The sequence below is a fragment of the Xanthomonas sp. D-99 genome (assembly GCF_017746145.1).
Taxonomy (GTDB): Bacteria; Pseudomonadota; Gammaproteobacteria; order Xanthomonadales; family Xanthomonadaceae; genus Xanthomonas; species Xanthomonas cissicola.
In genome coordinates, this window is record NZ_JAGHWU010000063.1 from 1 (window position 1) to 21,771 (window position 21,771).

Consider the following 21,771-nt stretch of genomic DNA (forward strand, 5'->3'; position numbering starts at 1 on the left):
GTTGATCAGACCTTCCTTAGGCATCGGTCCCCGTTGATGGCGCGCTTCCCGGCTTCTTGGCCGGCGTCCGGTCATCGGCTGGAATCAGGCGCCCCGGTGCATCGCCAGCGCCGCGATCTTCATAGTGTTCGGCATCGCGCTTGCCGTGCTGTTCGCCCGGCTGGCTGGGTTGGTCGCGTAAAGGGTCGCGAGACATGGCGCACTCCTGACAGCAAGATGGGCAAGCAGTTCACCGCGCCTGCGGTGAAGGGCGCGCAAATCGCGCTGTGCAAGCGAATTTCTCACGCATGGCTCACGGCAGCGGCGTTACTGATGTCAGCCCTCAATGCCGCACCGTGGAGCCGCCCATGCGCCCCCAGGATCGCCGTCCCGACCGTCGCCTGTTCAGTGCCCATGTCGAGCCCGCTCCATCCAGGCGCGCGCACCGCAGTGCACGCATGCCGGACACCGCTGGCGTGGCGCAGGACTTCCACTGCTACAGCCTGGCCGACTACCAGCGCCGCCGTCGGCGTGGTGGGCCCACCTGGCGCGATTTATCGCCGGCCTATGCGTTTGCGCGGATCACCCATGCCGCCGACTGGCCGCGTGGAGCCGATATCGACTGTGAGCAGGCCCTGGCTGCGCAGTGGGACAGCATGCGTGGAGCCTCGCGACTGGACTGGCCGCATGTGCGCGACATTGTCGAAGATGCCTGGCTTGCCCTGGACCACATTCCCGAAGCCGCAATTCATGGAGCAGCGCACTGATGGCCCGACCGATCTGGACCGGCACCCTTTCCTTCGGCTTGCTCAACGTGCCGGTGTCGTTGATGTCGGGCGAGCGCAAGGTGGATCTGCATTTCCGGATGCTGGATTCGCGCGACAAAAAACCGATCCGCTTCGAACGCGTCAATGCCGACACCGGCGACGAGGTGCCGTGGAAGGAGATCGTCAAGGCGTTCGAATACGACAAGGGCAGCTACGTCATCGTCGAAGAACAGGATATCCGCTCTGCCGCGCCGGAAAGCCATGAAACGGTGGAGGTGGAAACCTTCGTCGACGCAGCCGACATCGACCCACGCTATTTCGAAAAGCCCTACATCCTGGTGCCGGGCAAGAAGGCCGAAAAAGGGTACGTGCTCTTGCGCGAAACCTTGCGCGACACCGGCAAGGTGGGCATTGCCAAGGTGGTGATCCGCACCCGCGAGTATCTGGCGGCGGTGATGCCGCAGGGCGATGCATTGATCTTGTTGCTGCTGCGTTATCAGCAGGAGGTGGTGGACCCGCAGGATTTCAAGCTGCCGGCCGGTGCGGTGGGCGAGTATCGCATCACGCCCAAGGAACAGGAGATGGCCAAGCAGCTGATCGAGTCGATGTCCGGCACCTGGCAGCCGGAGGATTACCACGACGAATTCCGCGGCAAGCTGGAAAAAATCCTGCGCAAGCGCATCCAGGAAAAGGGCGGCACCACCACCGTGGACGTCGAGCCCGCTCAGCACGAAGACGCCACCACCAACGTGGTGGACTTCATGTCGTTGCTGCAGAAGAGCCTGCAGGCCAATACGCGCACGCCAGCCAAGAAATCCAGCACGGCCGACACGGCAAGCGCACCTGCCAAGAAAACGGCAGCCAAAAAAGCGGCGAAGAAAGCCGTCAAGAAGACCGCAGGCAAGGCGACCAAGAAGACTGCGGCCAAGACGGCCGCGCCCAGGCGCAAGGCGGGGTAGGCAGGTTCGCAGAACGGACTGCAAGCGTGGCATCCCCGCCGATGGCGCGCGCTTCAGCGCGACCGGTGATGACTTTCGGTCTGCTGCCTAGCGAACCGCTCACAACAGTCGATTACGCGCTACGGTTCAGCGGCTTTAAGGCGAGATCGCATCGGCCCGCTCGCGCGTCACCCGGCTCAACGCATCGGCGCTGATGTCGGCGATGGAATGCGTGCCGGTCAGCGTCATCGCCACGCGCATTTCCTTTTCGATCAAGGTCAGCAGGTTTTCCACGCCGGCCTGCCCACCGGCCGCCAACGCGTAGACGAACGCGCGCCCCAGCAGTACCGCATCGGCACCGAGCGCGAGCATGCGCACCACGTCCAGCCCGCTGCGGATGCCCGAATCGGCCAGAATCTTCAGCTCGCCCTTCACCGCATCGGCAATGGCCGGCAGCGCGCGTGCGCTGGACAGCACGCCGTCGAGCTGACGGCCGCCGTGGTTGGAGACCACGATGCCGTCGGCGCCGAAGCGCACCGCATCGCGTGCGTCCTCCGGATCCAGGATGCCCTTGATCACCATTGGCCCGGTCCAGAATTCGCGGATCCATTCCAGGTCTTTCCAGGCGATGGACGGGTCGAAGTTGGCGCCCAGCCAGCCGATGTAATCCTGCAGGCCGGTGGGGCTGCCGCGATAGGCGGAGATGTTGCCCAGATCGTGCGGCTTGCCGAGCAGGCCCACGTCCCACGCCCAACGCGGATGCGTCACCGCCTGCAGCATGCGCCGCAGCGAGGCGTTGGGCCCGCTCATGCCCGAATGCGCATCGCGGTAGCGCGCACCGGGCGTGGGCATGTCCACGGTGAACACCAGCGTGGTCACGCCCGCCGCCTTGGCGCGCTCCAGCGCATTGCGCATGAAGCCGCGGTCCTTGAGCACATAGAGCTGGAACCACATTGGCCGTTCGATGGCCGGCGCCACTTCTTCGATCGGGCACACCGACACCGTGGACAGGGTGAACGGAATGCCGCGCGCGGCCGCCGCACGCGCGGCCTGCACTTCGCCGCGGCGTGCATACATGCCGGTGAGGCCGACCGGCGCCAATGCCACCGGCATCGCCAGGGTTTCGCCGAACAGCTCGGTGCTCAGGCGCAGATCCGACATATTGCGCAGCACCCGCTGGCGCAGCGCCACATCGGCCAGGTCCGAGACATTGTGCCGCAAGGTGTGCTCGGCATACGCGCCGCCATCGATGTAATGGAACAGGAAGGGCGGCAGGCGTGCTTCGGCGGCGGCGCGGTAGTCGGAAGCGGCGGAAATGATCATCGAAGACGGGACGGCAGCGGCAGGGGAGCCGCCGAGTGTAAGACCATCGGTGGCAGGTGGACCGCTGCGGCGGCAGGTCGCACGCGCTGCACGCGGCGTTTCGTCGGGCGCATGGGCGGTTTGGTCGCATCGCGCTGGCATCGGCACGGATCGGTTGCAAGACTTGCGCATGCTGCCGCAGCGGCGCTGGCGCTTGCCGGCGCCGCCCACGGGGCATCTGAGCAACCACATCACGGACGGAGGGCGCCATGCGTGCAGGCAAAGCAGGGGGATGGGCGGTACGGGCGGGCTGGCGATCGGTGCGCTTTGCAGTGGTCAGGCGTGGGCGGGCGGGCCAGGTCAGCCGCCCGCGCCGGACGCCATCACGCGCACACTCCAGCAACGCATGGACGCCGCCGGCATCGTCGGCCTGGGCGCGGCGATCATCCGCGACCGCAAGGTGGTCTGGACCGGCGGCGTCGGTTTTGCCGACCGCGCGCGCGGCACGCCGTTCACGCCCGACACCGTCATGAACATCGGCTCGATCAGCAAGACCGTGACCGGCGTGGCGCTGATGCAGGCGGTGCAGGACGGCAAGCTGGCGCTGGATGCGGACATCAACCGCTATCTGCCGTTCGCCGTGCGCAACCCGCAGTTTCCGGGCGTGCCGATCACGCTGCGGCAACTGGCCACGCATACTTCCAGCCTGACCGACCGCTGGGAGGTCTATCGCGATACCTATCGCTGACAAGGCCTGCCGGTCGCGCCGCTGGGCGACTTCTTGCGCGGCTACCTGGCGCCCGGCGGGCGCGACTACCAGACGCAGAACTACCTGCCGGTCAAACCCGGCACGCATCGCGAATACTCCAACATCGGTGCCGGCCTGGCGGGCTACATCGTCGCGCGTGCGGTGGGCCAGTCGCTGGAGCGCTACACGCACACGCGCATCTTCGCGCCGCTGGGCATGCAGCACACCGCCTGGCATGCGGCCGATCTGCCGGCCGCCGCGCAGGCCACGCTGTATGTGAGCCAGTTCGGCGTGAGCGTGCCGATCCCGCCGTACGAACTCACCACCTACCCCGACGGCGGCGTGCGGACCAGCGTCAACGACCTTTCCAGGCTGTTCATCGCCCTGCTCGATGGCGGGCAGTACCAGGGCGTGCGCATCCTGGACGCCACCACCACCGCACAGATGCTGCGCTTCCAGTACACAGCCGCCAACACGCCCGACAACGTCGCCTTGAACGAGAAGAACTCCGGCATCTTCTGGTCCACCAAGTACAACGTCACCCGCATCGGCCACGGCGGCTCGGACCCGGGCGTGCACACCGAAATGCTGTCGGATCTGGCGCACGACAATGCGGTGGTGCTGATCAGCAACACCTCCCTGGACAGCGGCGATGCCAGGGTCAATGCGCAGCTCTTCGACGATCTGTGGGCGTATGCCGTGGAGCTCAGGGAGCAGGCGGCCTCCGTTGCCGGCCGTCGCCCCGCACCGGATTGAGCGCAGCCAGCAGAACGGAAGCGGACAGGGCATGACGTGCGGCGACGGGGTGGGTGGGATGCCGGTGTGTGCGCGCACTGCAGCCATGCCAGGGGCCGCAGGACATCGATCCCACCTGCCAGAAGTCACCTTCTGCCTGCGCACCATTGCCGAGCGCCTGCATGGCGGTCAGCATCGCCGCATGAATTCTTCCTTCTGCCACCTGTTGCACCCCTTGCGTCTGGCCGCCGCGTTCACCATTGCCGCGGTCGCGCTGTCGTTCATGCCCGATGCGTCGGCCCACGGTGCCTGGCGCTGGGGCGTGCTGGCCGGCTTCACCGCATTGTTCGTATTGCACACCGTATTGCCGCAAACGCATGCATTGCGCACGGTGGCCACCCTGCTGCAGGCGGCGTTGGCATTGCTGCTGGTCTGGATGGAGCCGCGTGCCGGCACCGCGCCGGTCCTGCTGGTGATGCTGGTGGCGCAGGCGGGCATGACCTGGCCGCCGTTGCGCGTGCTGCTGCTGGCGCTGGCGTTGAACGCGGGCATGTACGCGGTGCTGGTGCACGCAGGCTTCGATCGCGCCTTGTTGATCGTGAGCATCTATGCCGGCTTCCAGGCTTTCGCCGCACTCACCGCGCATTACGCCCGCAGTGCCGAGCGGGCGCGCGACGCCTTGGCCTACGTCAACGTCGATCTGCTGGCTACCCGCGCGTTGCTGGCCGACAGTGCGCGCGATGCCGAGCGTTTGCGGCTGGCGCGCGAGTTGCACGATGTAGCCGGGCACAAGCTCACCGCCATGCGCATCAACCTGCGCCTGCTCAGCGCCGACCCGGCCCTGGCGCAGCGCGACGAGGTGGCGGTGGTGGAACAGTTGTCGGCCGAACTGCTGTCGGACATCCGCAACGTGGTGCAATCGCTGCGCGACGACCAGGGCCTGGACCTGCAGACTGCCTTGCGTGCACTGGCCGCCCCGTTCCCGCGCCCGACGCTGCGCCTGCAGATCGATGCCGACGTGCGTGTCACCGATGCGCGCGTGGCCGAGTTGCTGCTGCGGCTGGTGCAGGAAGCGCTGACCAACGCCGTTCGGCATGCCGACGCCGATGAAGTGGCCGTGCACCTGCATTGCGAAGGCGCACAGCTGCACGTGGACATCTGCGACGATGGCCGCCGCGCCGAGCGCATCCGCGAAGGCAACGGCATTACCGGCATGCGCGAACGCCTGGCCGCATTGCACGGCCAGCTGGACCTTGGCCGCACACCCACGGGCGGCATGCACCTGATCGCGAGACTACCGGTATGAGTTCACGTCGTATTGCCCTGGCCGACGACCAGATCCTGGTGCGCGCCGGCCTGCGCGCGTTGCTGCAGCAGCAGGGCGTGGAGGTGGTGTGCGAGGCCGACGACGGCCAGGGCCTGCTGGATGCGCTCGCCATCCACACCGTGGACGTGGTGCTCAGCGACGTCCGCATGCCCGGCCTGGACGGCATCCAGGCACTGGAGCACCTGCGCGCCCGCGGCGACCGCACCCCGGTGCTACTGCTCACCACCTTCGACGACAGCGACCTGCTGCTACGCGCCAGCGAGGCCGGCGCGCAGGGCTTCCTGCTCAAGGACGCCGCCCCGGAAGACCTGCGCGAGGCGATCGAGCGCGTCGCCGCAGGCGACACCCTGCTGCAGCCGGTCAGCACCGACCCGGTGCGGGCCCGCTACCAGTTCCGCGACCAGCAGGCCCCGCGCGAGACCTTCAGCGAGCGCGAGGTGGCGATCCTGCGCCTGCTGGCCGGCGGCTATTCCAACAAGGAGATCGCCCGCACCCTGTTCCTGGCCGAAGGCACGGTGAAGAACTACGTCTCCACCATCCTGGAAAAGCTGGGCACCCGCGACCGCACGCGGGCGGTCTTGAAGGCGATCACGTTGCGGGTGATTTGAGGGCGGGGATTCGGGAATCGGGATTCGGGATTCGGGATTCGGAAAAGCGGGCAGGTGGGGACCGGATCGGAATGCGCCTAGAGCAAAGAGAACCTAAGCCCCTCTCCCCTCGGGAGAGGGGTTGGGGTGAGGGCACGGCGGAAGACAGCCAACTCGAACAAGCTCAGCCATGGCCTGAACTTGCAGTCGGTCTTACCGGTCGATTCCGCCTTGCATTCCAGAACAGCGCGCATCGTCATCCTGCAACTACGCGCTGCCTTCTCCGAACGGAGAGGAGACCAAAGTCTGCATGCTGCCCGATACGAAGCAAGCCCCTCTCCCCCCGGGAGAGGGGTTGGGGTGAGGGTGCGGGTGACGCCAATGGGTGTCGTTGCGCCCCCATGTAGTCTTTCTCCAACGTCGAACTGGCCCAATCCTGCCTTCCTAGGTGACTGTTCCATAAGGATTTATAGGCAGCCGTCAGCATCGACCAGCAACCGTAAGGTTGCCGTCAGGTCAGGCGCGGGCCCACGCACGAAGGTGATCCGGCGGCCAGCGACGCCGCCCGGGGACGCGCCGCGCTCCGGTCTGCTGCGGAGTCCGTCATGCGCCTGGTTCGAATCCTCATCGTGCTGATCGTCATGCTGTGCGCCAGCGCCTGGGGGGCGTCGACCCAGGCCGAATTGCCGGTCAGTTGGCCCCGCGCAGCCTTGCCGACCCAAGCGGTCGCCGAACGCGACATGCGGGTCGTCGTGGGATGCGCGTCGGCAGTGCAGGGAACCGCTGCCCATGCCTGCGATCGACTGATCAGGCGCTTCGATGGAGAAGGTTGCCGGCAAGGTCTGGCGAGTCGCCCACGCCAGGTCGGCCAAACCGATGACCCTGAACGCGCGGGCATCGGCACGGGCACGGCCGGCACGTGGTCGAGCCGTGGCCAGATCAAGCCGGCTTTCAGCAACGGAACCGAGCGCGACGAGCGGCTGCGCAGGTCGGCCGACATCTAGCCACGCTCCTATGGGTACCTGGGATGCACCACGCCCGCAGCGGCGGCTAGGAGCAGGCGCCACGCAGTGCATGCGGCGCCAGATCGATGCCGCGTGCGGGCAGCAGCACGCCGTCATCCTGCAGGATCGGGCGACACGCGCTAATGCGCAGCAACACGTTCGATCCGAAGGAACGTATAAAGACGCAAGGCCGCATGGAGCGGCCATGCTGGTGTGCCGCGTTGAGGAAGTGACACGATGGGCAGGTATCGGATTGGCTGCGCCGTTTTGGCTATCGCATGTTTGCTCATGGCCGCCACCGGCTGTGCAAAGCAGCCGACGTTATCGTCGCGACTGATCGTGACCGTCGACGCGCCGATGCTGGAACAAGGGGGCGCGGTCATCGTGTCGGCGCGTCCGATTGCCGATCGCCAGTGGCGCCTGCTTGAGGGCGCCAGGTCAACCAAAGCCGGGTACGAGAAAGAATTTCAAGTCACCGTCGCCTCACCAGCATCGATCATCGAGCTGCATTACCCTGAAAGCGGAACCTATAGCTTCAAGCTTCAGCCGGCAGCACGTGCCAAAACACATCCTCTCCAATCGCGTCGGGTGCTGATCGGCCAGGCCGACCTGACGGATCCGCAGACAAAACGCCAAGTGCATTGGCCTTCGATGAGTGTTGTCCATGTCAGCGGCACCGCCTACCCGGAAGGGTGGGCGCGCATTCTAGCGTCCACGTTCGACGTGCCTTTCAAAAGCGATGCGCCAGACAACTATGTGATATCCAGTTTTCCTGCCGGTCGCGTGATTGCCCTGACGCCCAAGGCAATCGATACCTACGTTCGGGACACCAACTGAGCACCTGCCTGCAGGCGCATCGCGCGTGCAGGAGGTCCGCGGCGGCCGGGTCTCTTATCGTGTGCGACTGAGCCATCGCTCGATTGCGCGGCGGCTCCCGTCCGGAGGCGAACCGTCGGACGGAAATGGACTCAAGGATCAGTGCCGCCCGAATTCGGTCGGCGAAATTTCCGGGTCGTTGCCGACCTGGGGGTCGCAGCTGAAATGCGCGCCCGTGTGTGTGTCCTTCACCACGACGGTGAAAAAGATCAGCGTCGGATGTTTGTTGGCGTTCACCACCTTCACCCAACTGCCGTCATGGGCGATGTCCGGCGGGCCGATCTGCCCCGTCGAATCGGAATTCAGCAGGCTGATGATCTTGAAGCGGTGGGGCACCGATTTACAGAACGCGTAGCGCAGTGTCACGTCCTGTTCGCCTTTGCCACAGATGAGCAGGTCCGGCGAGAAGCTGTAGAAGTAGGCGCCCCTGCCGGTATTGCCGCCGAACTCGACGTGCGCCACGGTCAGTGTGATGGTGATGATCTTGGGATCGGTCATGACGTTGGTGATTCCTTGAAGAGCGGGGCATAGAGGGAAACGAATCCCGGGTGGCGGTAGCCCGCTTGATACAGCCATCCGAGCTGTTGCGTCACGGCAGCGCGCCGACCCAGATGGATCTGTGCGCGAATCCAGGGGTCGAGCAAGGTCTTGTCGCGACTATTGCCGATATCGGCGCCGAGCACTGCCACCGCGCGCTGCCAGGCGGCGTGTGCACCGACGTGATCGCCGCTGGCGTCCAGTTGTTCGCCATACCAAACCAGGGCATGCGCCAGCGCCGAGACCCCGAGCAGATCCGCGGGCCTGGACCGATGCAAGGCGTCCAGCCGCGCCACGATCGCCGCCAGGCTGGACGTCTGCTCGCTGCCATGCAGCCCCTGCACCCGGTTCAAGCGCAGCGCAATGATGGCATCCAGCCATTGCCACTCCGGCAGCGGTTGTCGCTGCAGCAAGCCTGCCAGCGTCTGCCGCGCCTGGGTGAGTTGGCGTGTGGCAGCATCGGCGCGCCCGTCCAGCGCGGCAACCCAACCGGCCTGCGCGTAGGCATGCGCCAGATCGCGTTGCCACGTCCGGTTGTCCGGCTGCTGCGCGACCAGCGGTTCCAGGATGTCCACGCTGGCTTGCGCGTCGGCCTGCGCCTGCGCAAGGTGGCCGCGCGCCAGCGCCAGATTGGAGGTGCGTAGCAACGAGGTGGCCATGCGCCGTCGCCACGCATTGGCATCCGGATCGTTCTTCACCAAGACGCGCAGCACCGCGATCTGCTCGCGGTAGCCTTGTTCTGCTGGCACCAGCAAGCCCTGATTTTCCTGCGCAAGGCTTAGCCAAGACAGGCTGTCGACGAGTTCGTAGCGTACTGCCGCGTTATCCGGCGTGCGCGCCAACACCTGGCGCTTGAGTGCGATGGAACGTGCAAAGAACTCGATCGCCGCAGTTGCCTGACCTTCGCTTCTGGACAATGTGCCCAGATTGTTCAGCGCATACGACAACTCCAGTTGCCAGCGCGGATCCTGTGGAGCTGCGCGTACCAAGTGTTCGCAAGCCGCCAGATACTGCAACCAGTACGTGCGCGCCAACGGCAGCTGCTTGGCCTGATACGCCAAATAGCCGAGCCAGTACGCGGCCTGGCCAGTTTCCGCCTCCGCTTCCAATGCATCTGGCGCCCGCATGCGCGCCTGTTCGGCGGTAGCGGCGGCACGCGTGAACGCGGCATGGGCCTCTTTCACCTTGCCCTGGTTCATCAACACTTCGCCGGTGGTGCGCAGGGCACGGGCGTGGTTGATCAAATCACCGGTGTGCATCTCGGCGCTGGGCAAATCTTCCAGATAGCGCAGCGCACGGCTGCCGACGCTATCGAGCAGTTTGAGGTTGCCCACGGTGCGCAACTGCTCGGCCAGGTCGCCCAGCATGTAGCCCACCAGTTGCTGGGCCTGATCGCGGCGTTGTTCGGCGACTTGCTGGGCCTGGCGCGCCCGCCAGCCGAGCAGCAGCGAGGCGCTGGCCAGCACCACCAGCAGTGCGGCAGCGGCGGCGTACAGACCGCGGCGCTGGCGTTGCGAGCGTTCGCAGGCGCGCAGGAAGGCATGTTCCAGTGCGTCCAGATCCTGCGGCATGCGTCGCGCAGCCTCGCGTGCTTCGCTCAGCGGGCGGCCGCTGTTGAGCAAGTGATCGCTGCGCCGGCCTTCGGCAGCCCAGCGCTGTGCCGCCAGTTGCAGCCGCTTGCGCGCCTGCAGCAGGCGGCGATTTTCATGGATCCACTCGGCCGCACGCGGCCACTGCCGCAACAGTGCTTCGTGCGCGACCGCAAAGCCCGGTTCGCCGGCCACCAGCTCGCTGACGAACAGGCGCGCATGCACGAACGCATCCACCAGCACGCGCGCCGCGCTGCTCGCCGGCAGTGCCGACCACAGCGCACGCCGCGCGGTGACGGCATCGCTGTCGGGGTGGATCACGCTCAGCAGCGTCAGCACCTCGCCCAGCGCGACCCGCGCATCGGAAGGCAATGCGCGAAACGTCTGTTCGGCATGATGCGCCAGCGCGCCTTCCAGGCCGCCCAGGGCGCGATACGCAGCAAACGTCAGCAAGCCATCGTCGTTGCGCTGCGCATGCAGGGCATGCAGCAGATGTTGCAGCAATGGCAGTGCGTCGGGCTGGCGTGCGGTGGCATCGCGCAGCACATCGTCCAGGCGACCGGCGCCGCCGTGGTCTTCTTCGAAGCGCAGCCCGGCCATTGCCGCCGGTACGCGGATGATCTGGCCGATCTCGCCATCGCGTGGCGGCAGCAGATCCACGTGCCCATCGCCGCGTTTGAGCTCGACGATGTCCGGCAGTGCATCGATCAGGCGCGGATAAAAATCGCTGCGGGTGAGCATCAACACGGCCACGTGCGCGCTGGCGCACAGCGCATGCAAGGCTGCCGCCAGCACAGCGCGATCGGCGGCAGTGATGCCGGGCGTGGCCACCATCGCTTCGGCATGGTCGATGACCAGCAGCAGATGGCGCCGGGTGTGCACGTTCTCGCGCGCTGGGCCGGTTTGGCGCATCGCTTCGTCGATGGCCGCATGCAGCGGCGCAGGTTGCTGCAGCCACTCGGGCAGGCGTGCCGTCTGCGCTGGCGACAACACCGCGCGCCCACCCGGTGCCCATTGCCCCAATGCGCGTGCGAACGTGTCCAGCACATCGCCGCCGCGGCACTGCGCCAGGTTGCAGTACGCCACCGCGATGGCCTCCAGTCCATCCAGGCCGCCGGGCTGGCACAGCAACGGCACCACGCCGGCGCGCAGCAACGAGGTCTTGCCGCAGCCGCTGGCGCCGCTCACCAGCACCAGCCCGCGCTGGCTGTGCAATTGCGCGCGCAACGCGCCCAGCACCTGCGCAATCGCGTGGCTGCGGCCGAAGAACACGTCTGCATGTGCCGGGTCGAATGCCTGCAGCCCCATGTACGGGTTGCCATGCCCCCACGCCTGCGGACCGATCACCGCACCGCGGTAATCGTCGGGAAACATCACCTTCGGCAGCAGCCGGTAGCCACGCTTGCGGATGGTTTCGATAAAGCGCGGCTGGCGGCTGTCGTCGCCGAGCTTGCGGCGCAGCTGGGCGATGGTCTTGTGCACCGGGTTATCGCCGTAAAAGCTGCCGTGCCACACCTCGATCAACAACTGCTCGGCGCTGATGACCTCGCCGGCGCGCTCGGCCAGCGCGATCAGCACTTCCATCATGCGCGGTTCCAGCGTGATGGTCTGGCCGTCGTCGATCAGCGTCAGCCGCTCCGGCTCGACCAGCAATGGCCCAAGACGGAACCGCGGGACGGAGCCCAGCTGCGTGACGCGCTCGCTTCGAAGAGACATCGCTCAAATACCGGTCGCACAACTGGAAGGGGCCTCGACAATCGCCATCAGGCGCGGCCAGGCACGGCACGGCAGGGCGGAAACGTAGCACAGCCCGCTGCCGGGTAAGTCGATTGCGGTCGCTGTTCGTTGCTGCGTTGCGCGTGCAGGTGCTGGCGTCAGGCCGCCGTGCGGCGGCCTTCACGTGCTTCCATACAGCGGCGTTTGTTACGCATCAGGCTGTTTCGCGCGCGCCACACGCACTAAGATGCCGCCAGCATCTTGCTGACCAGGAGTCCACGTTGATCATCCATCCCAAAGTGCGCGGCTTCATCTGCACCACCACGCATCCGCTTGGCTGCGAGCGCAATGTGCTCGAGCAGATTGCCGCAACGCGTGCGCGTGGCGTACGCACTGACGGCCCCAAGAAAGTGCTGGTGATCGGCGCGTCCAGCGGCTACGGCCTGGCCTCGCGCATCACCGCTGCCTTCGGGTTCGGTGCGGACACGCTGGGCGTGTTCTTCGAAAAGCCCGGCACCGCGAGCAAGGCCGGTACGGCCGGCTGGTACAACTCGGCCGCGTTCGACAAACATGCCAAGGCGGCCGGGCTGTATAGCAAGTCGATCAATGGCGACGCGTTTTCCGATGCCGCGCGCGAGAAGGTGATCGAGCTGATCAAGACCGAGATGGGCGGGCAGGTCGACCTGGTGGTGTATTCGCTGGCCTCGCCGGTACGCAAGCTGCCGGGCAGCGGCGAAGTGAAGCGCTCGGCGCTCAAGCCGATCGGGCAGACCTACACCGCCACCGCCATCGACACCAACAAGGACACCATCATCCAGGCCTCGATCGAGCCGGCCAGCGCGCAGGAGATCGAAGACACCATCACCGTGATGGGCGGGCAGGATTGGGAATTGTGGATCGACGCGCTGGAAGGCGCCGGCGTGCTCGCCGATGGCGCGCGCAGCGTGGCCTTCAGCTATATCGGCACCGAAATCACCTGGCCGATCTACTGGCATGGCGCACTCGGCAAGGCCAAGGTCGATCTGGACCACACCGCGCAGCGCTTGAATGCACGGCTGGCCAGGCGCGGTGGCGGCGCCAATGTGGCGGTGCTCAAGTCGGTGGTCACCCAGGCCAGCGCGGCCATTCCGGTGATGCCGCTGTACATCTCCATGGTCTACAAGATCATGAAGGAAAAGGGCCTGCACGAAGGCACCATCGAGCAACTCGACCGCCTGTTCCGCGAGCGCCTGTACCGCGAAGACGGCCAACCGGCCGACGTGGACGACGAAAACCGTCTGCGCCTGGACGACTGGGAGTTGCGCGACGACGTGCAGGACGCCTGCAAGGCGCTATGGCCGCAGGTCACGACCGAGAACCTGTTCGAGCTCACCGACTACGCCGGCTACAAGCACGAGTTCCTCAAGCTGTTCGGCTTCGAGCGCGACGACGTGGATTACGACGCCGATGTGGCGACGGATGTCAGCTTCGATTGCATCGAGTTGGGGTGATTGCCGGGATTGGGGATTCGCAAGAGCGGTGTCTGCATCGCTGATCTTCAGCGGACCCGAACGTTTTTCGCAAGGACAACCGGCACGCGATGCTGGTTGTCCTTGCCGTGACGAATCCCAACTCCCTAATCCCAAATCACGGCACCCAATGGACAAATGCATCGCCCATCTCGTCCTGGCCTTTCTGGTCAGCGTGGCCTGCGCTGCATTGCTGGGCTCCGTCAGGTTGTACTGGTCATTGAAGGCGATCGCCAATCTGTTGATCACCACGGCGTCGTCTGCGCCGCGGTGATGCAGGACGACTCTGCACCGCCCTGGAACCACGCCTTGTTGGTCACGCTGTTCTTCAGCCTCCCGGCGGCGCTATGTGTGGTGTTGCTGAGCGCAGCACTCAGACGGATCACCAACAAACCTCGCACCCGTGCACTCGCCTGAAACACGTAAGCGCTGTCAGCCACGGGCGCATCATCCCTGAGCGCACCGCGCTGGGAGCAACGCGCCCGGCCAGAGCACCGAATCTCCGGCGCTGTTGCCAATCCCAATCCCGACTCCCCAATCCCGGTGCGTCAGCGCCGCACATCAAACCGCGCATCCCCCACGCACGCCTGCACGTCGGCCACCGAGAGCGGATTGAAATCGCCCGGGATCGAATGCTTCAAGCAGCCGGCGGCCAGGCCGAAGCGCACCGTATCCTCCAGCGACCAGCCTTCGATCAGGCCGTGCAGCACGCCGGCCGCAAACGCGTCGCCGCCGCCAATGCGGTCGATGATGGGGGTGAGTTCTTCGCTGGGTGCACGCGCCACGGCGCCGTCGCGCGGCACCAGCATCGCGCCCAGGCTGTGGTGGTCCACGTGATGCGCCACGCGTTGCGTGCAGGCCATCAACTGCAGCTGCGGGAATGCAGCGAAGGCCTGCTGCGCGGCCGCTTCCACGCGCGCTTCCAGCGTGTCCTGCGCGAACTCGCCGCCCAGCACCACGCCGATGTCGCGGTAATCGGCAAACACCACATCCGCGCAGGCAAACAGCTGATGCAGGATGCCGCGCGCATCGCCCTGCCAGCGTTGCCACAACTTGGGCCGGTAGTTGCCGTCGAACGACACCTTCACCCCGGCCGCACGCGCGGCACGTGCCGCCGCCAGCGTGGCCTGCGCCACCTCCGCGCCCAATGCCGGGCTCACCCCGGACAGGTGCAGCCACTGCACGCCTTCCAGCAGACGCGGCCAGTCGTAGGCATCGGCCGGTGCCAGTGCAAAGGCCGAGTCGGCGCGGTCGTAGATCACTTCGCTGGGGCGATGGATCGCACCGGTGGTCAGGAAATACAGACCCATGCGGCCGTCCACGCGCCGCACATGGCGGGTATCCACGTCGTGCCGGCGCAGTTCGCCCAGCACCGCGGCGCCCAACGGGTTGTCCGCCACCGTGCTGACCATGGCCACGGCATGGCCGAAATGCGCCAGCGAGACGCCGACGTTGGCCTCCGCGCCGCCGCAGTGCACGTCCAGCCGAGGCTGCTGCAGCAGCAGCGCATGGCCAGGCGCCCCCAGGCGCAGCAATAACTCACCAAAACACAGGATACGGGCACGGCTCATGCGGCAATTACCTCGGCTGGGTGGTACGTGACGGGTGGGGGCGCCGTCGCGCACTGAGATGACCATCGGTGTCATTCTAGCCGGCGCGAAATGCCGGCTGCTACGGCCATGATGCGACGTGAAGTGACCGCTTGCACCCGTTTTTCGGAAATTTGGTGGCGTTTTCTGCTGCGCTGCAAGATGTTACGAGACGATTCAGCTGGTAACGTCGTTTTGACTAGCGGTGTCATTGCCGCTCTCAACCCGCTATTTCACATTGTTCATGGACCCTTGGGAGGGGAGGACATGCAATTTCGGACCACCAGCCGGAAGACACCGGTTACCTTGCTTGCGCTGTCGATCGGGCTGGCGCTGAGCGGCCAGGCTGCCGCACAAGACGCCGCCCCATCGCCCGCCGAGCCCGCCGTCGACCTGGACACTGTCACGGTGACCGGTTACCGCGCCAGCGTGGAGAAGGCCCTGGACATCAAGCGCGGCGAAGCCGGCGTGGTCGATGCCATCGTGGCCGAGGACATCGGCAAGTTCCCCGACCTCAACCTGGCCGAGTCGCTGCAGCGCATTCCTGGCGTGGTGATCACCCGCGACGCTGGCGAAGGCCGCGCCATCACGGTGCGTGGCCTGGGCCCGGAATTCACCCGCGTCCGCATCAACGGCATGGAAGCGCTCACCACCGTGGGCGCCGGCGACCAGAGCGGCGGCACCAACCGTGGCCGCGGCTTCGACTTCAACGTCTTCGCCTCGGACCTGTTCTCGCAGCTGATCGCGCGCAAGACGGCCTCGGCCGATGTGGAAGAGGGCTCGCTGGGGGCCACCGTCGACCTGCGCACCGCGCGCCCGTTCGACTACAGCGGCTTTACGTTTGCCGCCAGCGGCCAGGCGGCCTACAACGCCATGGCCGAGAAGGCCAACCCGCGTGTAGCGGCGCTGATCGCCAATACCTGGGCCGACAACACCTTCGGCGCCTTGCTGTCGGTGGCCTATACCGAACGGCAGGTGCTGGAAGAAGGCTCCAACACCGGCCGCTGGGCCAATGGGACGAGCAACGGCAACTTCAGTGCGGCATCGCCCTTTGCGGCCGCACGCTCGGCCGACGTGTACCACCCGCGCTTCCCGCGTTATGTGCAGATGGAACACGACCAGCAGCGCCTGGGCGTGACCGGGTCGTTGCAGTGGAAGCCCACCGACCGCACCACCATCTCGCTGGACGCGCTGTACTCCAAGATCGAAGCCACGCGCGATGAGCATTACATCGAGGCCATCTCCTTCAGCCGCGGTCGCGACAGCGGCACGCCGCGGCGCGCCGACCGCGATGGCAAGCCGGCCACCATCGTGCGCAATGGCGAGATCCGCAACAACGCGCTGGTGTACGGCGAATTCGACAACGTCGATATTCGCTCGGAAAACCGCCACGACGAGTGGAACACCGAGTTCAAGCAGGTCAGCCTGGATCTGGAGCACCGCTTCAGCGATGCCTTCTCCGTGTCCGGCCGTGTCGGTACCTCGCGCTCGGCGCACGAGAACCCGGTGCAGACCACCATCATCATGGACAAGTACGACGTCGACGGCTACAGCTACGACTATCGCGGCAACAACCGTGCGCCGGTGCTGAACTACGGCATCGACCCGACCAATCCCGCCGGGTGGGAACTGGCCGAAATCCGCCTGCGTCCGCAGACGGTGGACAACGATTTCGATACGGCGCAGATCGACTTCAACTGGAACATCAGCCCCGGGTTCCGCCTCAAGGGTGGCGTGCTGGCCAAGGACTACACCTTCAGCACGGTTGAACTGCGTCGCGCCAGCGAAATTGCGGTGCCGACCTTCGCCGATGGCACCCGCATCGTGCCGACGGACCTGACCGAGCAGGCCGGCCTGAAGGGCATCAACGGCAGCCCGTCCAACTGGGTCGTTCCCAACCTGGATGCAGTGGCCAACCAGCTCGGCATCTACAGCAACGCCGGCACCTACGCCGTGGCGCCGCGTGCCAACAACACCCGCAGCGTCGAAGAAAAGGACCGCGGCGTCTGGTTGATGGGCGAGTTCTCCACCGACCTGGGCTCCATCCCGCTGTCGGGTAATTTCGGCGTGCGCTATGTGCGCACCGAGCAGGAATCCACCGGCTATGCGTTGATCAACAACGCGCCGGCGCTGACCACGGTGGGCCGCAAATACAACAACACGTTGCCCTCGTTCAACCTGGTGGCCGAGCTCGCGCCCGACCTGCTGCTGCGTCTGGGCGCGGCCAAGGTGATGTCGCGCCCCGGGCTGGGCAGCCTCACGCCCGGTGTGACCGTGGCCGTGGCCGGTGGCGCACGCACCGTGTCCGGCGGCAACCCGGATCTGGATCCGATCGAAGCCACCAATGTCGATCTTGGCCTGGAGTGGTACTTCAACGAAGGCGCGATGCTCGGTGTCGGCGTGTTCTACAAGGACATCGAAAGTTTCATCCAGACCGCACGCGAAGTGCGCCCGTATGCCAGCAGTGGCCTGCCGGCTTCGTTGCTGGATGGCACCGGCGCCAGCATCAACGACGACTTCACCTTCAGCATTCCATTGAATACACCCGGTGGCGAGTTGAAGGGCGTGGAAGCGAACTATGTCCAGCCATTTACGTTCCTGCCGGGCAAGTGGGCCAACCTGGGCGTGCAACTGAACTACACCTGGGTGGATTCGCAGATCCAGTACCTGTCCAGCACCGGCGCACCGGTGATGAAGAACGACCTGACCGGGCTGTCGCGCTCGTCGTGGAATGCGACCTTGTTCTACGAGGGCGAGTCTTTCGCCGGCCGCATCTCGGCCACCAATCGCGACGATTACCTGACCCAGGCCCCTGGCACGGAAGCGGGATTCAACGTCGATGGCGTGCACGGCATGACCGGTACCACCATGATCGACGCCTCGCTGCGCTACAAGATCAGCAAGCAACTGGAACTGAGCCTGGAGGGTATCAACCTCACCAACGAAGCGTCCGACGAATGGGTGTGGTCGCCGCAGACCGGCGAGTTGCCGCTGCAGTACACCGAAACCGGCCGCCAGTACTTGCTGGGCCTGCGCTACAAGTTCTAAGTGCAGCCAAGTCGCGCCAAAAGATATCTGCCCGCTACGCACATCGCGTAGCGGGCGTGATATGGACGTTGCAACGCATCTGTACGACGCACCGGTGGCCGTACACTGCTGCAACGCAATGCAGTGGTGTGCACTGCACCCGTCCGCGCCGCCGGGGTCATCAGCGTGCATGCGGTGGTGACCAAGGTGCGATGCAAGCGCAGCCTGGCACCGCGTGGTCTATGCAGGCCATCGCGGCGCCGGGCAAGACATGTGGCAGACCCGTGCCGGCGTGGGGCTGTCAACGCCATGCAGTATCCAATATTCGCCGCGCGGTGATCCCGTGCGGCGATGCGTTTTGAGGAGTCAGGCAGTGAGCGTGCAGAAGTGGTGGATGGGTGTGCTGTTGTTGATTGCGCTGCCGGTGCGTGCGGCCGCTGCCGATGCACCGGAGCTGTTGTTCCGCGTCTCGGCCGACCAGGGTCTGCAAGCCGATGTCGCCCGCGGCGATGGCGTGCCCAACTTCCGCGACAAGATCGCGCTGGTGCCCACCGGCAAACGCGGCAACGCCATCGAATGGGCCGACGACGGCGTGCTGTCGTGGAATGCGCCCGGCAATCTCTACACCCAGCGCGGCACGCTCGGCTTTTTCTGGCGCGCGCGTTACCCGGTCGGCGAAGCGCCGTTCGTGATTTTCCGCGTCGGCTACGCCGACCACACCAGCTGGGACATGGCCTGGCTGCGCATCGACTGGAACGGCCACGGCTTCGATGCCTTCGTCACCGACGCCAACCTCGCGCGCACCCGTGTCTCCTTCAAGCTCGACACGCTGCCAAAGCCCAATGACTGGACCCACATCGCCTTCGCCTGGGACGAAACCCGCGGCGTGCGCCTGTACGTGGACGGCAAGGAAGCCGCACGCGTGGACTGCGGCGCGCCATGCGCAAACGGTGGCGCGCTCGATTACGATGCCGCACTCGACCAGTTCGGCCTGGCCGGCCGGGTGATGTCGCCGCACCAGGTGCAGAGCCGCTACAACTTCCTGCGCGGCAGCGACTTCGACGAGATCCGCATCTACGACCGCATGCTTGATGGCAGCGGTGCCGCCGCACTCGCACGCCTGCAGGAACCCACCACCGCCCCGGCCATCGCTGCGGATGCGCAATACGCTGCCTTCCTGCATCGCTACGGCTGGGACAACGGCCATGCACCGCCTGCATTGACCGCACCGGTCACGCGCATCCGCAAGGTGGAATTCACCGATGCGCGCGATCTCAAGCAATGGATGTGGAAGGCCACCGACGGCATCGCCGAAACCACCTGGCCCGGCGTCTACAACCGCTCGCGTCTGCCCGGGCGCAACGACTACTTCCAGCTGCCCGACTGGAACACTTATGTCGAAGGCGGCAAGGCGCTCGATCTCACCTTGCCGGACGAGCCTTTCAACCGCATCGAGCTGCGCGGCGCCGCCTACGGCCAGGCCACTTACGCCGCGCCCAACGCACAGCCGCAGCCGCTGTTCGCACGCCAGCAAGGCGTGGTGCGCAGCGTGGATCAGTTCGAAGAACGCCGCGGCGGTACGCTGCGCTTTGCCAACACCGCGCAGGAAACGCCCATCCAGGAAATCTGGGCCTATGACGTGCAGCCAGGCGAGGTGCCCAAAGGCAGCGCGCAACTCAGCTACACCGTGCGCAGCGACATCCAGCCCGACTACGACAACCTCGCCGAGTTGCGCGCTGTCATCGCCGGCCGCTACCCAGCGAGCGAGCGCCAGACCGTGATCGCGCTGCCCACGAAGGCGCCCGCGCGCAAGCGCCCCAGCGACAAGGTCGCAGCAGGCGCGCAGCAGCCAATCGTGCACATCCTGGTGCCGTCCAGCCTGGGCGACCCGCCGCCGGACCAGGCGCTGATGCGCAGCTGGTCCTACGGCTGGGAAAACATGCACGACGGCCTGGACGGCATCGCCATCACCCTGCCGGCGCTGAACCTGCCGGCCACCCACAACGGCAGCATCCCGCTCAATATCCGCATCAAGGACCCCATCTGGCCCGCACGCGACATGATCGACGTCTCGGTCGCCGTCGCCCCCGGCCAACCCCGCACGCTGTGGCTGGACCTGCGCGACCGCATCCTCAGCAACGACAGCCTGATGCTCAGCATCGCCGCCGCCGCACCCGGCTTCGACGCCAACGCGCTCGACGGCACCCAATTGCAGCTGGTGTTCAAACCGCGCAATGAGGCCATCAAAGAGCACGTCGCCGACCGCTTCAACCAGGTCAAGGACAACTGGGGCTTTTTGGTCGAAGAACACACCACCTCCAAGCGCCAGCTGCTCTACAAACGGCTAGATGCGGACATCACCGACCTGCTGCGCGTCGACCCGGATCACGCCCTCGGCCGCCAGTACTGGAATGACATCAGCTACGCCAACCAGGGCGCGTTGCCTGTCGAGATGCCCGCCGTGCCCAAGGGCGTGCCGGCCTGGGCGTTCTGGCAGCTGGAAGACCTCAAAGCCACGCGCCGCTATATCCGCTGGTGGATCGAGCAGCGGCAGGTGGCCTACGGCGATTTCGGCGGCGGCATCTCCGACGATTCGGACCTGGTGCAGCAATGGCCCGGCGTCGCCCTGATGGGCGTGGACCCGGACATGCTCAACGCCTCCATGCTGGCGCTGTCCGATGCCAACTACCGCAACGGCATGTTCACCAACGGCCTGTCCACCATCGAAACCGACGAGCTGCATTCCTACGAGGAGGGCATCAACCTCAACAGCGCCCTGCTATACCTCAACTGGGGCGACCCACGCACCGTCGAGCGCCTGATGCAAACCGTCAAGGCCTTCGACACCATCATCCAGGTCAACCCGCAAGGCCACCTGCTGTTTGCCAGCAACTGGTTCGGCGGCCGCACCGTCTACCGCGAACCCAACTGGCAATGGCAAAAACCGTACTCCTTCCCCATCGTGCACCCGGCCATCCTGCTGGGCGGCTATAACGCCGACCCCAACAGCCGCCGTATCGTCACCGGGTTAGCGGATGGCTATCTCGCCCACGCCTACACCAACGCCAAGGGCAACTGGGCCCTGCCCAACGAGATCAACTGGCAAACCGGCAAAACCCGCGGCGGCGAACTGTTCGAAGGCAGCGGCGGCGCCGACACCCTGCACACCTTCTGGGCCGCCTACCGCTTCACCGGCGAAGACCGCTATCTCAAACCGATCAACTACCGCGTCGCCAACAGCGGCCCCAATGGCCTCTCGCTGCTCAACGAAAACTTTCTCGATGTCATGGGCAAGCGCAGCGACTGGAGCAGCAAGTTAACCGAAGCAGCAAACAAGGACGATGGCAGCGCCCCGGACTTCCCGCACCATGTGGCCTGGGAACAAACCGGCAATCTCGATTATCTCGCCGCCATTTACCGCAGCGAGGCCAGAGAGAAACTGCAGAACTTCTACATGAACACCGAAGGCCACTGGTGGAGTGACCGCGTGGAATCCCCCACGGTCAACCTGCAACGCGCACGCTTAGGGAAGGTCTGATCAA

Annotated in this window: 13 protein-coding genes and 3 pseudogenes; 11 read left to right on the top strand and 5 right to left on the bottom strand. The window is 65.7% G+C overall.

Annotated elements, in window-relative coordinates:
* Positions 1–16 precede the first annotated feature (16 nt).
* Positions 17–196, bottom strand: a complete 180-nt coding sequence (locus J7360_RS17940) for a hypothetical protein (protein WP_022557861.1) — start codon at positions 194–196, stop codon at positions 17–19.
* Between the two features lie 184 nt (positions 197–380).
* Between J7360_RS17940 and J7360_RS17945 the strand changes: the two genes are divergently transcribed.
* A complete protein-coding gene (locus J7360_RS17945) occupies positions 381–746 on the top strand; it encodes a hypothetical protein (RefSeq protein ID WP_306766585.1) in 366 nt (121 codons plus the stop codon).
* Positions 746–1,705 carry a Ku protein gene (locus J7360_RS17950; protein ID WP_057663275.1) on the top strand — a complete coding sequence of 320 codons (960 nt, stop codon included), beginning with the start codon at positions 746–748 and terminating at the stop codon, positions 1,703–1,705. Before J7360_RS17945 ends, J7360_RS17950 begins: the two co-directional genes overlap by 1 nt.
* A 135-nt stretch (positions 1,706–1,840) precedes the next feature.
* Here the strand turns inward: J7360_RS17950 and lldD are convergent, their stop codons facing one another.
* A complete protein-coding gene (lldD, locus tag J7360_RS17955; RefSeq protein WP_057663278.1) occupies positions 1,841–3,007 on the bottom strand; it encodes an FMN-dependent L-lactate dehydrogenase LldD in 1,167 nt (388 codons plus the stop codon).
* Between the two features lie 385 nt (positions 3,008–3,392).
* On the opposite strand from lldD, the pseudogene J7360_RS17960 reads away from it, so the two are divergent.
* The 5 genes and pseudogenes from J7360_RS17960 to J7360_RS17980 all read left to right on the top strand — a co-directional run bounded on the left by J7360_RS17960 (position 3,393) and on the right by J7360_RS17980 (position 8,224).
* Positions 3,393–4,490, top strand: a pseudogene (locus J7360_RS17960) (serine hydrolase domain-containing protein).
* A gap of 85 nt (positions 4,491–4,575) precedes the next feature.
* Positions 4,576–5,775 carry a sensor histidine kinase gene (locus J7360_RS17965; protein WP_057663283.1) on the top strand — a complete coding sequence of 400 codons (1,200 nt, stop codon included), beginning with the start codon at positions 4,576–4,578 and terminating at the stop codon, positions 5,773–5,775.
* Positions 5,772–6,404 (top strand): response regulator transcription factor, encoded by a 633-nt coding sequence (locus J7360_RS17970; protein WP_057663286.1) that lies wholly within the window; start codon positions 5,772–5,774, stop codon positions 6,402–6,404. The genes J7360_RS17965 and J7360_RS17970 overlap by 4 nt, the downstream gene beginning before the upstream one ends.
* Before the next feature lie 584 nt (positions 6,405–6,988).
* Complete coding sequence (locus tag J7360_RS17975; RefSeq protein WP_057663290.1) at positions 6,989–7,387, top strand: hypothetical protein; 399 nt, start codon at positions 6,989–6,991, stop codon at positions 7,385–7,387.
* 288 nt (positions 7,388–7,675) lie between these two features.
* Positions 7,676–8,224: a hypothetical protein gene (locus J7360_RS17980; RefSeq protein WP_042675311.1), complete on the top strand. Its 549-nt coding sequence runs from the start codon at positions 7,676–7,678 to the stop codon at positions 8,222–8,224.
* Positions 8,225–8,362: 138 nt separating this feature from the next.
* Here the strand turns inward: J7360_RS17980 and J7360_RS17985 are convergent, their stop codons facing one another.
* Together J7360_RS17985 and J7360_RS17990 are read right to left on the bottom strand one after the other, a co-directional pair.
* The gene (locus J7360_RS17985) at positions 8,363–8,761 is read right to left on the bottom strand and encodes a hypothetical protein (RefSeq protein WP_057663293.1); all 399 of its coding nucleotides are present in this window, start codon (positions 8,759–8,761) and stop codon (positions 8,363–8,365) included.
* Positions 8,758–12,105, bottom strand: coding sequence for a winged helix-turn-helix domain-containing protein (locus J7360_RS17990; protein ID WP_209034392.1), 3,348 nt, complete (start codon positions 12,103–12,105; stop codon positions 8,758–8,760). The genes J7360_RS17985 and J7360_RS17990 overlap by 4 nt, the downstream gene beginning before the upstream one ends.
* Before the next feature lie 281 nt (positions 12,106–12,386).
* On the opposite strand from J7360_RS17990, the gene fabV reads away from it, so the two are divergent.
* Both fabV and J7360_RS18000 read left to right on the top strand, forming a co-directional pair.
* Positions 12,387–13,595, top strand: a complete 1,209-nt coding sequence (gene fabV / locus J7360_RS17995) for an enoyl-ACP reductase FabV (RefSeq protein ID WP_057663299.1) — start codon at positions 12,387–12,389, stop codon at positions 13,593–13,595.
* A 148-nt stretch (positions 13,596–13,743) separates the two neighbouring features.
* A pseudogene (locus J7360_RS18000) lies at positions 13,744–14,030 on the top strand (hypothetical protein).
* 131 nt (positions 14,031–14,161) lie between these two features.
* Here J7360_RS18000 and J7360_RS18005 read toward each other — a convergent pair.
* Positions 14,162–15,184: a sugar kinase gene (locus J7360_RS18005; protein WP_022557851.1), complete on the bottom strand. Its 1,023-nt coding sequence runs from the start codon at positions 15,182–15,184 to the stop codon at positions 14,162–14,164.
* Between the two features lie 285 nt (positions 15,185–15,469).
* On the opposite strand from J7360_RS18005, the gene J7360_RS18010 reads away from it, so the two are divergent.
* Both J7360_RS18010 and J7360_RS18015 read left to right on the top strand, forming a co-directional pair.
* On the top strand, positions 15,470–18,250 hold the full coding sequence (locus J7360_RS18010) for a TonB-dependent receptor (protein ID WP_209034394.1): 2,781 nt from the start codon (positions 15,470–15,472) through the stop codon (positions 18,248–18,250).
* A gap of 352 nt (positions 18,251–18,602) precedes the next feature.
* A pseudogene (locus J7360_RS18015) lies at positions 18,603–21,758 on the top strand (LamG-like jellyroll fold domain-containing protein); the annotation flags it as partial.
* Positions 21,759–21,771: the final 13 nt, after the last annotated feature.